Annotated in this window: 14 protein-coding genes; 11 read left to right on the top strand and 3 right to left on the bottom strand. The window is 54.8% G+C overall.

Going from position 1 to position 13,325, the window contains the following annotated elements; all coding sequences use genetic code 11:
• Window positions 1–44: 44 nt before the first annotated feature.
• The 3 genes from AACR14_RS03205 to AACR14_RS03195 all read right to left on the bottom strand — a co-directional run bounded on the left by AACR14_RS03205 (window position 45) and on the right by AACR14_RS03195 (window position 2,908).
• Window positions 45–284, bottom strand: a complete 240-nt coding sequence (locus tag AACR14_RS03205) for a FeoC-like transcriptional regulator (RefSeq protein ID WP_005350974.1) — start codon at window positions 282–284, stop codon at window positions 45–47.
• Complete coding sequence (gene feoB, locus AACR14_RS03200; RefSeq protein ID WP_019445092.1) at window positions 281–2,554, bottom strand: Fe(2+) transporter permease subunit FeoB; 2,274 nt, start codon at window positions 2,552–2,554, stop codon at window positions 281–283. Before feoB ends, AACR14_RS03205 begins: the two co-directional genes overlap by 4 nt.
• 126 nt (window positions 2,555–2,680) lie before the next feature.
• Window positions 2,681–2,908, bottom strand: a complete 228-nt coding sequence (locus AACR14_RS03195) for a FeoA family protein (RefSeq protein ID WP_005337384.1) — start codon at window positions 2,906–2,908, stop codon at window positions 2,681–2,683.
• 119 nt (window positions 2,909–3,027) lie between these two features.
• Between AACR14_RS03195 and AACR14_RS03190 the strand changes: the two genes are divergently transcribed.
• The 11 genes from AACR14_RS03190 to AACR14_RS03140 all read left to right on the top strand — a co-directional run bounded on the left by AACR14_RS03190 (window position 3,028) and on the right by AACR14_RS03140 (window position 13,323).
• On the top strand, window positions 3,028–3,357 hold the full coding sequence (locus AACR14_RS03190) for a translation initiation factor (protein ID WP_005337385.1): 330 nt from the start codon (window positions 3,028–3,030) through the stop codon (window positions 3,355–3,357).
• 259 nt (window positions 3,358–3,616) lie between these two features.
• The gene (locus AACR14_RS03185; RefSeq protein ID WP_005337386.1) at window positions 3,617–4,174 is read left to right on the top strand and encodes a TMEM165/GDT1 family protein; all 558 of its coding nucleotides are present in this window, start codon (window positions 3,617–3,619) and stop codon (window positions 4,172–4,174) included.
• A 164-nt stretch (window positions 4,175–4,338) separates the two neighbouring features.
• Window positions 4,339–5,277, top strand: coding sequence for a DUF2157 domain-containing protein (locus tag AACR14_RS03180; RefSeq protein WP_019445091.1), 939 nt, complete (start codon window positions 4,339–4,341; stop codon window positions 5,275–5,277).
• Entirely contained in the window at window positions 5,270–6,274 is a 1,005-nt protein-coding gene (locus AACR14_RS03175; protein WP_019445090.1) for a DUF4401 domain-containing protein, read from the top strand. The genes AACR14_RS03180 and AACR14_RS03175 overlap by 8 nt, the downstream gene beginning before the upstream one ends.
• Window positions 6,271–6,789 carry a GDYXXLXY domain-containing protein gene (locus AACR14_RS03170; RefSeq protein WP_019445089.1) on the top strand — a complete coding sequence of 173 codons (519 nt, stop codon included), beginning with the start codon at window positions 6,271–6,273 and terminating at the stop codon, window positions 6,787–6,789. The genes AACR14_RS03175 and AACR14_RS03170 overlap by 4 nt, the downstream gene beginning before the upstream one ends.
• Before the next feature lie 71 nt (window positions 6,790–6,860).
• Complete coding sequence (locus AACR14_RS03165) at window positions 6,861–7,607, top strand: substrate-binding periplasmic protein (RefSeq protein ID WP_019445088.1); 747 nt, start codon at window positions 6,861–6,863, stop codon at window positions 7,605–7,607.
• Window positions 7,608–7,737: 130 nt separating this feature from the next.
• Window positions 7,738–8,484 (top strand): substrate-binding periplasmic protein, encoded by a 747-nt coding sequence (locus AACR14_RS03160; RefSeq protein ID WP_019445087.1) that lies wholly within the window; start codon window positions 7,738–7,740, stop codon window positions 8,482–8,484.
• A 139-nt stretch (window positions 8,485–8,623) separates the two neighbouring features.
• Window positions 8,624–9,379 carry a substrate-binding periplasmic protein gene (locus AACR14_RS03155; RefSeq protein WP_019445086.1) on the top strand — a complete coding sequence of 252 codons (756 nt, stop codon included), beginning with the start codon at window positions 8,624–8,626 and terminating at the stop codon, window positions 9,377–9,379.
• 1,301 nt (window positions 9,380–10,680) lie between these two features.
• Complete coding sequence (locus AACR14_RS03150) at window positions 10,681–11,763, top strand: thymidylate synthase (protein WP_019445085.1); 1,083 nt, start codon at window positions 10,681–10,683, stop codon at window positions 11,761–11,763.
• A complete protein-coding gene (locus AACR14_RS03145) occupies window positions 11,760–12,311 on the top strand; it encodes a hypothetical protein (protein ID WP_019445084.1) in 552 nt (183 codons plus the stop codon). The genes AACR14_RS03150 and AACR14_RS03145 overlap by 4 nt, the downstream gene beginning before the upstream one ends.
• On the top strand, window positions 12,295–13,323 hold the full coding sequence (locus tag AACR14_RS03140; RefSeq protein ID WP_026034901.1) for a nucleotide kinase domain-containing protein: 1,029 nt from the start codon (window positions 12,295–12,297) through the stop codon (window positions 13,321–13,323). The genes AACR14_RS03145 and AACR14_RS03140 overlap by 17 nt, the downstream gene beginning before the upstream one ends.
• Window positions 13,324–13,325 lie beyond the last annotated feature (2 nt).

Below are 13,325 nucleotides of genomic sequence, written 5' to 3'. Positions count from 1 at the left end.
CGTTTTTTATTGTTCGATCTTTGGTGATGAGGTTGGGTAGTCGTTTAGCGGATCTTGATGCCAATCTGGCCCGCGTCACACCACTCGAACATCACCTCTTCGCTCTTGCCGCAGCAACTGCCACCACAGACCCGGCTTTCACGCTTGATGACCCGCCCCTTGCGCATCCAGACGCCGAGCATGGCCTCCACCGCATCTTCCGAGGTATGGAAGTGGCGAGCCAGATCACGCCGGCTCACCTTCTGCTGCGCGGCGAGGTAATCCCCCAGCTCGCGCAGGATCATAAGGTCACCACCTTGCGGGCAACGATGTCACCGTGACGGCGACCAGCCCACCAGAGCAGTACCAGAGAGAGGCCGTAGCTGACGATCCAGAACAGGCTCTGCTCCGGATGAGTGGCAAAGGTCGCGACCTGATAGAAGAGCGTCGCGCACATAAAGGCCATATAGTTGCACCATACCGCCGTCATTAGCGCCCACTGACGACCGGTTTCCCGCACCAGCGCGCCCATGGCGGCGGCGCAAGGCATGTAGAGCAGCACAAACAAGAGGTAGGCAAAGGCACCGGCCGCCCCGTCGAAGTGGGTCTGCATGTTGCCGTAGGTGGAAACATCGACCTCCTGCGCTTCGGCGGCAGCTTTCTGGTCGTCAAGGTTGCCAACATCAAGCCCCATGGGGTCACTCGGGTTGATCTCCGCCAGATTGGCCGCCACAGCATCGATCGCCTCGTGGAAACTGGCCACCAGCGAGAACTCGCTCGCCTCCTCTTCATCTGCGCCACCACCGGCGTAGAGGCTGTTGAGGGTACCGACCACCGCCTCTTTGGCGAAGATACCGGTGACGATACCGACCGTGGCCTGCCAGTTGTCATCGCGTACACCGATGGGGTGCAGCACAGGGGTCACCGCCTGGCTGATCTTGCTCAGGACCGAGCTCTCCTGCTCCTGATGGCCAAAGCTGCCATCGGTACCCAGGGAGTTAAGCACGCTCAGCACGGCAACCACCAGCACGATGGTTTTACCTGCGCCAAAGACGAAGGATTTGAGCTTCTGCCAGGTCTTGATGGCAACGTTGACCGGACGCGGCCACTCATAATCCGGCATCTCCATCAGCATGGAGTCGCTCTTGCCCGGCAGCAGAGTGCTGCGCAGCAACAGGCCGGTGAGCACCGCCACCAGAATGCCGATGAGGTAGAGACCGAACACCAGGTTCTGACCTGACTCGGGGAAGAAAGCCACCGCAAACAGGGCGTAAACCGGCAGACGTGCACCGCACGACATGAAGGGGGCCATGGCGGAGGTCATCAGCCGCTCCCGCTCGGAGTTGAGGGTACGGGTCGCCATCACTGAGGGGACGGTACAGCCAAAACCCATCAGCATCGGCACAAACGCCTTGCCCGGCAGGCCGAGGCGGCGCATCAGAGCATCCACCACGAAGGCGGCACGGGCCAGATAGCCTGAACTCTCCAGCACCGCGAGGAACAGATAGAGGCAGCCAATCACCGGAATAAAGGTGGCGACGGTCTGCAAGCCGACCCCGAAGCCATCAGCCAGAATGGCGCCCAGCCACTCAGGGGCATTGACCAGTCCCAGCAGGTGGTGCACCCCATCGACAAACAGGGCGCCGCCCATGATGTCAAAGAAGTCGATAAAGGCGCTGCCAACGTTGATGGCAAACAGGAACATCAGGTACATGACAAACAGGAAGAAGGGGATGCCAATCCAGCGATTGAGCAGCACCCGATCCAGCCACTCGCTCTGGGCCTCGGTGAGCTTGCCCTTCTGCTGACGAGCCTGTTGTACCCACTGATGGATATGGCCGTAGCGAATATCCGCCAATTGCAGGTCGATATCCTGTCCCTGATGGGCGCGAGCCACTACATTGGCGGCGGCCGCCTGCTGACCGGGCAGCAGGGTCTCCTGCATCACCGCATCCTCTTCCAGCAGGCGCAGGGCGCGGCCACGGGTAGTGAGGTGATGCGGGGCGAGCAGGGTCTCCAGCTCCGCCAGATCGGTTTCAAGCTCGTGGCCGTAATCGAGCTGCAAGGCGGCTTGCGGCTGACCGATAAACTGGCGGATCTGTTGCTTGAAGGCGGCAACCTGCTTGCTGTTGTGGGCAGAGAGGGCCACCACCGGGCAACCGAGGGATTTGCCGAGCTTGCTCTCGTCGATGACGATGCGGCGCTTTTGCAGGATATCCAGCTTGTTGAGCACCACCACCATGGGCAGGCCCAGTTCGCGCAGTTGCAGCGTGAGGTAGAGGGAGCGCTCCAGATTGGCGGCGTCGATGACGTTGAGCAGCAGGTCGGGTTGTTGGCCCTGGGCAAAGCGGCTGGCGATCTGCTCGTCCAGACTGCCATCCTGACTGGCCAGGCTATAGATGCCGGGCAGATCCATCAGCTTGAAGTGATGCTCACCCGCGCTGAACTCACCCATCTTCTTGTCGACGGTGACGCCACTCCAGTTGCCTACCTGCTGGCGGGCACCGGTCAGGGCGTTGAACAGGGAGGTCTTGCCGCTATTGGGGTTACCTACCGTTACCAGGGAATAATTCATACCAGCTCTACCTCTATTTTCTTCTGAACCCGCCGCGTGTGTGGCAAGCCGCTTTGCAGGTTCGACTTCTTGTCTCTGAACCGCTCCCGGTGACTTTCTTGACCGGAGCGGCAGCCGAGCAGGGGGTTATACCGGCTCGACTTCTATTTGCTGGGCCAGACTCTTTTGCATGGAGAGACAGATCCCCTGGCACTGGATCTGGAGCGGATCCCCCAGGGGGGCGGAGCGCAGATAGATGACTTCAGTCTGGGGCAACAGGCCCATCACCATCAGTTTGCGGCGCAGCGGCCGGGCGAGCTGATTCATATTCTTGATGCGAGCACTCTGTCCCGGTGACAACTGCGTGAGTACCATGACTGACTCCTGAAGTTAAACAATAATAATTCGCTTTTACTTGGGGCATTATAAGCTGTGTCTTCAACTTTTATTTGAGTAAAATCAAACTCCGCTTAGCTAACCCATAAAGTAATGCCATGAGTCACGACAACAACAGCCGCCTCGTTTACAGCACAGATGGCGGCATGATCAAGGAGCAGAGCGCTCCCCAATCCGCCTCCCCCTTCCCCACCGACGGCACCGTGCGCATTCGCCGCGAGACCAAGGGGCGCAAGGGTGCCGGGGTGATCACCATTCATGGCGTACCCGCCGATCAGCAAAAATCCCTGGCCACCCTGCTCAAGAAAAAGTGCGGCACCGGAGGCGGTATCAAGGAGGGAGTGATCGAGATCCAGGGGGATAAACGGGACCTGATCAAAACCGAGCTGGAGAAAGCCGGTTTCAGCGTCAAGCTGGTGGGTGGCTGATCCCCTTGTCACTCATGCGGTTTTTCCCTAGAATGCCCGCTCCCATCGAGGGGGAGTAGTCTCGCACGCCGGTGCCATCCATTGCATGAATACCGGTTTGCGACCCTGATCAACATACTTGGTGCCAAATCACCATGGTCAGGGTGATCCATGCCAGCCATGGATTTGACAAGACCTTTGACGGGCCAGTGCCAATACCGGGGACGGATGGCGCAGGCTTGTCTTTGGTTTATAACAATTCCGTCCCCCGGTCATTTTTATGGAAGCCTTGTTAACCTCAACCCTCAGCGTCGCTATTGCCGAAATCGGCGATAAAACCCAGCTGTTGGCGTTGCTGCTCATCTGCCGTTTTCGCAAGCCCTGGCCCATCATCGCCGGCATGCTGGCGGCTACCTTGCTCAACCATGCGGGCGCTGCCTGGATTGGCGAGTTCATCAGCCGCTGGCTCGATCCCAAGATAATGACCTGGCTGGTCGCCATCGCCTTTATCGCCATGGCTATCTGGATTTTGGTGCCGGACAAGATGGATGACGAGGAGAGCTCGCTGGATAAATACGGCCCCTTTATGGCCACCTTCGTGCTCTTCTTCATCGCCGAGATTGGTGACAAGACCCAGATCGCCACCGTATTGCTGGCCGCCAAGTATGACTCGCTGGTGCAGGTCATTACCGGGACCACCCTCGGCATGATGCTGGCCAACGTGCCTGTGGTGCTGATCGGCAAGCTGGGGGCGGACAAGCTGCCGCTCAAGGGGATCCGCATCGCCTGCGCCATCCTCTTCGTCGGCCTCGGGGTGAGCACCCTGATCTTTGCCTGATCGCCTTTTCCGCTGACCAAGCCCTCCCCTGTGGAGGGCTTTTTTGTTTGCTGCTGTGTCTATTGCGTAATCCGCTGTCGCAACCACCTGCCTTACAGCCAAGGGGCAGTGCACGGTTGCGGGTGCCTCATGCCATAATGGGGCAAACCTCGTGGAGTCCCCCCATGCACAACGTATCAAGAGAGACGCTTCTCGAATGGGTCAAACAGGGACGGCTGGCGCCAGAGAAGCTGGCGGACGCCCTGACCCTCACCGATCTTCCCCCCCATCCGGCGCGCTGGCAGTGGCTGTTTGACCGGCTGCTGCTCTGGCTCGGTGCCCTCTGCATCGGGGCTGGCCTCATCTTCTTCGTCGCCTTCAACTGGCAAGAGCTGGGCCGGGTCTCCCGCCTCGCCCTGCTGGAGGCGCCGCTGCTCGCCATGCTGCTTCTGCTGTGGCGAAAGCCCCTTGGGGATACCCCCCGTCAGGCGCTGCTGCTCGCCATCGCCCTCAATATCGGCGCCCTGCTGGCGCTGGTGGGTCAGACCTACCAGACCGGCGCTGATCCTTGGCAGCTGTTCGCCACCTGGGCGCTAATGCTGGTGCCACTGGCGGTATTTGGCCAAAGCCCGCTGCTCTGGACCTTGAGCTGGCTGCTCGGCCAGCTGGCGCTGGTGCTCTACTGGCGGCTCGGTTTGTTCACGTTCTTCTTTACCTTCGATGAAGAGGGATTGGGCTGGTGCCTTACCCTGCTCAACGCCGCCCTCTGGGGTCTGCTTCTGCTGGCGCCAGCCCGCTGGCGCCTGATGCCGAGCTGGCTGGCGGGCCTTGCTGCCGGTCTGGGAGCTACCCTGCTCACCCTGCTGGCGCTGTTTGATGCCGCCTCTGCGCTGGTGTGGCCACTCTGGCTTGGCTGGCTCGCTGCGGCCTATGCCTTGTGGCACCACAAATTTATCGCCGGACTCGCCATGGGGTGCCTCAGTCTGATTGCCGTCATCCTCGCGGCGCTGGGCAAGTGGATGGAGCCCGACATCAACGGCTTCTTGCTGCTGAGCCTTATCGCCATCGGCCTCTCGGTCGCCGCCAGCCGCTGGCTGCAACAACAACGGAGGTCCCATGAGTGATCTGACCCTTTGGCAAGCACTGCAACAGGCCAATCTGGTGGAGGGGGATCAGCCCCGTGATACCCAGCCCCACTGGTCGAGCCGCTTTCTGCTCGGGCTGGTGGGCTGGATTGCCGCCCTGTTCCTGCTCTTTTTCCTGTTTCTCACCTTCGAGCAGCTGACCCGCGAAGCCAATAGCGCCCTGCTGCTGGGGGCCGTGCTGCTTGCGGGGGCCTACGCCCTCAATCGCAGCCAAAGCGGCGATCTCTGGGATCAGTTCGTGCTGGCCCTCACCCTGGCGGCCGATGCCTGGCTGCTCTATGGCCTGCTCGATCAGCTGGACCTTCATCACGCCCTGCTCTGGTTCGGGATGTGCCTGCTCTCCCTTGCCATCGCCGTGCTGTTCGATCACTGGCTGGTGCGGCTGTTTCACTGCGTGGCGGCGGCCCTGCTGCTCACTCTTGGTCTCGCCTGCCTCGGGTTGCAACTGCTGGCCCTGCCGCTGGTGATGGCGGCCATCACCTTCTGCTGGCTGCGGGCAGATAGAGATCCAGAGCGCCACCAGCTCTACCACTCCATCACGTTGGGGCTGGCCCTCTCCCTGCTGGTGCTGGGCCGTCTGCACCACCCGCTGTGGGATGGCGGCGGCAGCGTGCTGAACGAGCTGGGGCTTTCTCGCCTGCCGCTCTGGCTCAATCCCCTGCTCTGTGCCGCCCTGCTGCTGGCGGTGATGTTGAAACTGAGGCTCCCCCTGCCGTTTGGCCTGCCGCTGGTGCTGATCAGCGCCGTTATCCCCGGCATGGGGGCGGGCGCACTGGTGCTGATCCTCGGCTTTTATGCCGGCAGTCTGGGGCTGATGACCCTCTCGGCCCTGCTGCTGCTCGGTTATGGCTCGCTCTATTACTACGATCTGGGGCTCACCCTGATGACCAAATCCTGGCTGCTGCTGGGCTCCGGCATCCTGCTGCTGGGTGCCCGCCAACTGCTCACCACCTTCGCGGCAAGGAGCGACTCATGAAACTCGTCACCCGACAGCTCGCTCTGTTGCTGAGCGGCCTCGCCATCCTGGCAGGCATCAATGCCACCGTCTGGCGCTATGAGCACGCCATGAGCAGCGGCGAAGTGGTGCTGCTGCGGCTCGCCCCGGTCGATCCCCGCTCCCTGATGCAGGGGGATTACATGCGGCTCAACTATGAAATTGCCCGCGAGCTGACCAGCCGCGACGCCCGTACTACTCAAAATAAGGGCAGCGACACCCTGGTGATCCGCCTCGATGCCCATCAGGTGGCCAGTCTGGTGCCCGATGGCAAACCGGATCGGCTCGCCAGCGATGAGCGGCTATTGCAGGTGCACCAGAGCGAGCGACAGTGGCAGATTGGCCCCGATGCCTACTTCTTTGAAGAGGGGTCGGGGGAGCAGTACGAAGCGGCCCGCTACGGCGAGTTCCGGCTGCAAGCGGATGGCAAGACCCTGCTGGTGGGGCTGCGGGATGAGGCCTACCAGCCTATCGGGCAGATCCGCGCCCGCTGGTAACGGCAGTGAGTGGCTATTTACTCTGTTCATGGTCACACTCAAGGGAAGGTTGATCGCTAAGGATGTTCCCTATGAGGATATGGCTGACCTGTCATCTGTTGCTGCTCTGCTGGGCCTCGACGGCCCGGGCTGATCTGGGCAAGCTCGAGTACCTCACCGAAGAGTACCCCCCCTACAACTACAGCGATCCGCAAGGCCAGCCTACCGGCCTTGCGGTCGATCTGCTGCAGATGATCTGGCAACACAGCGGCGTGACGCCCCAGCCGGTGCGCATCCTGCCCTGGGCGCGAGGTTATTACTTGCTAACCCAGAAGCCCAACGTGGTGCTCTTCTCCACCGCCCGCACCCAGGCGCGGGAGGATCTCTTCAAGTGGGTCTGCCCCATCGGCTACTCGGAGTACATACTGCTGGGCCGCAAAGCGCAGAACATCACCCTGACCGCCTTCGAACAGATGAGCCAGTACAAGATCAGCGCGGTGCGCTCGGACGCCGCCGAGCAGCTGCTGCTCAACAACGGCATGGATGACAACAACATCATCCCGGCCAACCGCCTGTCGCAGGGATTGAAGATGCTGCTCTCCGGCCGCGCCGACCTGCTCGCCACCAGCAAGCTGGCGGGATATGACGCCATCCGCGAACTGAAGCTGAGCAGCGACGACTTCAATGTGGCCATGGTGCTGAGCGCCGAGCAGCTCTGCTACGCCTTCAGCCGTCAGGTGCCCGACAGCGAGATCACCCTCTTTCAGCAGGGCCTGACCCGCGCCCTCGCCTCGGAAGAGTTTCGCAAATTGCAGGCCAAATACCTGCCGGTGCGCTGAGCACTCACTCACCCGCTGGGCAGCAGTTCGCTGCCCATTTTATTGATGAAAGATGCAATAGAGGTGGCTAGCTATTCCCGCCACAAGCAGTCAAACTGGGCTACATAGTTGATTGCAAAGGATCTTTCCCGTGCGGACATGGCACTTACCTCATCTGCTACTGCTCTTGTGGGCCACCTTCGCGCAGGCCGATCCGGGCAAACTCGAGTATCTGAGCGAAATCTCTCCCCCGTTTAATTTCAGCGACCAGCAAGGGATGCCAACCGGATTGTCGGTGGAGCTGATGCAGCTTATCTGGAAAGCGCGGGGCGTGTCGCCCCAGCCCATCCGCATTATGCCCTGGGCCCGGGGCTACAACCTGCTGCAACAAAAACCCAATGTGGTGCTGTTTGCCACCGCCCGCACCCCGCAGCGGGAAGTACTCTTCAAGTGGGCATGCCCCATCGATCACTCGGAGTTTGTGCTGCTGGGGCGCAAGGCGGACAACATCACCCTTGGCTCCGTGGCCGAGATCAGCCGCTACAAGGTCGGCGTGGTGCGCTCCACCGTCTCCAAACAGCTGCTGCTCGAACGCGGTATCGATGAACGCCAGCTGATGCTGGCCAACCGTCTCACCCAGGCGGCCAAAATGCTCACCTCAGGTCGCGCCGATCTGTTTGCGACCAACAAGCTGGCGGGCTATCAAACCCTGCAGCAGATCGGCTTCAAGCCGGATGACTTTCATGTCGCCTTCGTGCTGGATGCCAGACCGCTATGCTACGCCTTCAGCCGTCAGGTGCCCGACAGCGAGGTCGCCCTCTTTCAGCAGGCGCTGACCCAGGTCGTCGCCTCGGCGGATTTCTCGGCCCTGCAAGCCAAATACCTGCCGCTGCGCTAACGCCCTGATCGCCGCCGACATTGGGCGCAGGATGGCGGCCGCCCCTCGCGCTTTTTTGCCAAACATGCTCCGTCACCTTGGCGAAATCGGCCAGCTTGGTCACACTTGAGCAGATATTCCCTTGATCAGGATGGCAAAAATGAAACCATGGATTGGATTGGCCGGGGCGCTGCTGGCCACCCTCGCACAGGCGAGTCCTGAGCTCGGCAAACTGCACTACATCACCGAAGAGTACAAACCCTACAACTACGCCGATGCCAACGGCACCCCCACCGGCCTCGCGGTCGAGCTGCTGCAACTGATATGGAAAAAGACCAATACGCCAGCGCAGCCCGTCACCATCATGCCGTGGGCGCGCGGCTACTACCTGCTGACCCAAAAGCCCAATGCGGTGCTCTTCTCCACCGCCCGCACCCAGGCACGGGATCCTCTGTTCAAATGGGCCTGCCCCATCGGGTATGCCGAGATCGTGCTGGTGGGGCTGGCCGATCGCAATATCACCATCACCAAGCTCGACGATGCCAAGACGTTCAATATCGGGGCGGTGCGAGCCGATGTGGGGGAGCAACTGCTGCTCAACAACGGCTTTGACGAGACCAAATTGATGGCCGCCAACCGGCTGGCACAGGCGCTCAAGATGCTCACCTCTGGCCGGGTCGATCTGGTCTCCACCAACAAGACCACCATGGAGCAGCTGATCGTCGAGCAAAAACTCGACCCCGCCCGCTTCAAGGAGCAGTGGGTGCTGAGCTCGGAGCAATTCTGCTTCGCCTTCAGCCATCCGGTGAGCGACGAGCTGGTCAAGGAGTTCCAGACCGGCTTGACCCAGGTGTTGGCGAGCAGCGAATACCCGCTACTGCACAGCAAATACTTCCCTACCCCCGCCACCAAATAGCGGCGTCGAGCGCCAATAACAAGGGGCCCACTGCGGGCCCCTTCGCTTTTTTCCGTTTGCGCTCCCCTCTTTTTACCGTTTGCACGCCTCTCGCGGCGTCATCCCACCGCCCCGCCAGCTCCAAGCCCCGACAACCAACAACTAATCACCAATTAATAAAAGTTTGTGCCAGCGCAAAAAATCACTCTTTTCTGATAGTTAGCTCATCAAAACCATAGATAAGACCACTCTGGCTCCGTAATATGGCGACGGGCGTCTGTTGACCCCTTTTCCGAGATCAATGGTCAACGGCGCAATGTGGCAGCGACAGTCAGGGGCGGTAGCGACTTTAGCGTAGGGTCGATTAGCGAAGCGTAATCGTCCGCGGTCGCCATTCCCTCTCCCCTTGCGGGAGAGGGCTAGGGTGAGGGGTCGGTAACGTCTTTGCCCTGCAACAAGGTATTGGCATGGCTTCGCCAGTAGGGTCGATTAGCAAAGCGTAATCGTCCGCGGTCGCCATTCCCTCTCCCCATGCGGGAGAGGGTTAGGGTGAGGGGGTCGGTAACGTCTTTGCCCTGTAACAAGGTATTGGCATGGCTTCGCCATGCAGGACGCGAGGACTCCGTCCTCGACGGGGTTTCGCCGCCGCTGCGCGGCTTGGCGAGTGACTTTGGAAAGACCCGCTCTCTTTGGCAAATAACACCAAAAGTCTTCTCCCCCACTTGTTCGCCCTCCTGCGTCGGGTTCCCTCGGTTCACCCGTTTGTCCCACGGCACGCGCCGATGAGCTTTGACCTTCGCCATCCCTGGCGTCGGTCAAAGTCCGCTACGGACATCCATGTCCTTGCGCCAAACCGGGCCGAGCGTTGCTCGTCCAATACCGGTTTGGCCCATGGCCCAGCGGCGCTCGCTCGGCGTCCTGCCTCGCGGCCTGGACAAACGGGCTCACCTCGGCGAACAACAGGGGGCAACACCCAACCCGCAGCCCCGAGGTTGGTTAACAGCATCCGGTGTATTCGAGACTGTGATCGGGAGAGACGTTATCTCTGATCCGCCCCTCGCCCACTCTATTACGAGATTAGATTGTCGCACTTATGCAACAAGCACCATCGACATAGTTGCATAGGTGAAAAAAATCATGGTGGATATACAACGGCAAGTGGCAGATATCCCTATCGGGAAACGGTTTTATATTGAAGGCCCGATAGTGAGTCTTTCACCGTTATGACACCGTATTTCTCTAACGTCCTAAAACACTATTTTAAATAGAGAATAAAGTATTTAATCTACGCCAAACTCATATTTATCAAACGAGACAATATTATGCATGTCGTTTATGGAAGCAATATTAATGGCGTTATAGTAAATGCCATAGAAAAGATATTTTTAGATGGTATTAATACCTCATCAAGAAACGGGAAAACATTAACACTATATGATGTAAGCATCATATTAAATGACCCCAGGTCAAGACACCTAAGCTTATTAGGTAGAAAAAACAATATTTTTGCCACGTTTGCAGAAACTCTTTGGGTATTGGCAGGAATGAACAAAATCGCCCCTTATTTATCGTTCTTTGTACCTAGGGCAAAAGAATATTCAGATGATGGTATTACCTGGCGTGCTGCTTACGGTGAAAGGCTCTATGCATATGGGCAGATAGATAATGTAATTAAACAATTTAAAAGTGAAGGTATATTCACAAGAAGAGCTGTAATAAGTCTTTACATGCCAAATAGGGACACAAGTGAAAGCCTACTTGGTGTGAATTTAGAAAATAGCCTAGACATCCCTTGCAATAACCTAATCCATTTTTTTGTCACGCCAGACAAAAAACTAAATATCAAGGTAACTCAACGAAGTGGAGATTTAATTTTTGGAGTAAGCCATATAAATATTTTTGAATTTAGTCTTTTGCAAGAATTAGTCCTTTCTATGTTACAAAAAGAGGTTGATAGTGAATTAAGGTTAGGTTATTTGCATCAGTCAATTACAAACTTGCACATCTATGAAGATAAGATAAAGCAGGCCCAAGACATACTTTCCAACAAAGATAAGCAAAATCTAGACATTAAAAACCAAGACAATATTTATTTTGCTAGCTCTCTGAAGGAAACTAAACATTTATTACATGACATAGTCTTATTCATTGAAAATATGATAACAATGAATATTACAGATTTGCCACCAATAGAGCTGACCAGAATTGAAATGCAAGCTATATTTACACATTACGATGTAGACTATAATGGTAATCTTCTTTGGGGATATTGTGATGCGACACTGACATATGTTTACCAAAACAGACTCATGCAACCAATTACTTTACACTCAAGATTAAGTCAAGACTTTATATTATCTATCACTAAAAACAAATTCAATCAACATATAAAGGTCGCACCATGAAAATTGCTTTTATGGGAGTCTCTGGCAGTGGAAAAGATTATCTTGCCAATTATTTAATAAACAACTATGACTTTATTCGTCTCTCATTCAGTGATCAGTTAAAAAAACTTGCTCACCACATATATCCTTGGCTAGAAAAAGACTATCAACCAGAGGAAAAATCATTACCTTTAAATATAGTTTTATCTACTGGAGAAAAAATAACATATTCACCAAGAGATATCTGGCTCAATCTCAACTCTTTAAGAAACATAGAGGAGCAAATATTCATCAGAATGCTCACTGAAGAAATAAAATCCATCGATAATACTAAGAGCATTATAATAACAGATGTACGTTCAACCAATGAGCTATTATGGTGCAAGAATAATAAGTTCACTATTATCTATATAGAGAGAGAAAATAATAACTACGAAAATTATGAAATTGATAAATATGTAGTGGAAAACAAATCAAAATCCGACCACGTATTTAACAATGCTACTTTAGGTACAAACGCGTTTAGTAATTTCTTTAAAGAGGCTTTCATCTGTGGATTACAAAAATGACATATTATATTGTAACGTTAGTAAGCAGAAAATAAAGTCTGCCAAACCAATACTAAATGATCGAGTAATAAAGGAGTGGTTTTATCATCAACGGGAAAGAACATCTATTTATTATAAAAAAAGCATTCTAGAACTTCCTCCCTTTTGGACTACTGATGAAATATTAAGAAAGTATAAGTTTGTAAATACCAAGAGAACATGGGATAGAGAAACGAAATGGTTAATCTCTAATGTGATTAACAATGCATCTTTGAGCTATGAAAACAAAATATTAAACATATTTTTATTTCGTGTCATAAATAAAAGCGATACGCTACGCTCACTTGGCGCACCATTTCATTTCTCTAATATGCGCTTAGATTATATCGATGAAGAAGTAAGAAACAAACTATCAGCAATAGCTTCCAACGATCCCAAATATGTATTCTTTAGCGCAGCATATATACTTGGTGGACCAAAAGTAAGCTTTGGTTCCTTTCTAGAGAAGCGAGAAGGTAAAATAGAAAAAAACATGATCATAAGAATGATCAAGTTTGTTTTCTACAATCAGGATTCAATTGTGAAAGGAGTCACTAATGCAGCAACACAAGATATCGTATATAGCAATCTAAAATCATTCCATGGCATAGGTAGATTTCTGGCCTACCAAATTTTTATCGATCTGACGTACCTTAATGACTTTCCATTTACAGAACATAACTTTGTGATTTCAGGCCCAGGATGCGAGAGGGGAATTAACTGGATTTTTGAAAATAGAGATGGCATGAGCAGCGAAGAGTGCTTGTTTTGGTTTACAGAAAATCAGCATATGATCGCAGAAATATATAATGAAAGTTGGGATATGGATGAAATATTTCATTTTCTACCACAAGCACAACGATGCTACACATTAATGGATATGGAAAATAGTGGTGCATGTGAGATTGATAAAAGGTGCCGGACCAAATTTAACAATAAGAGACCAAAACAAACGTATAATTATAAGTTCAAAAGTAACTTCGAACTTTTTTAACT

This window comes from Aeromonas sp. 159 (assembly GCF_963862045.1).
Lineage (GTDB): Bacteria > Pseudomonadota > Gammaproteobacteria > Enterobacterales > Aeromonadaceae > Aeromonas > Aeromonas veronii.
This window is presented reverse-complemented; position numbering and strand designations above follow the sequence as displayed.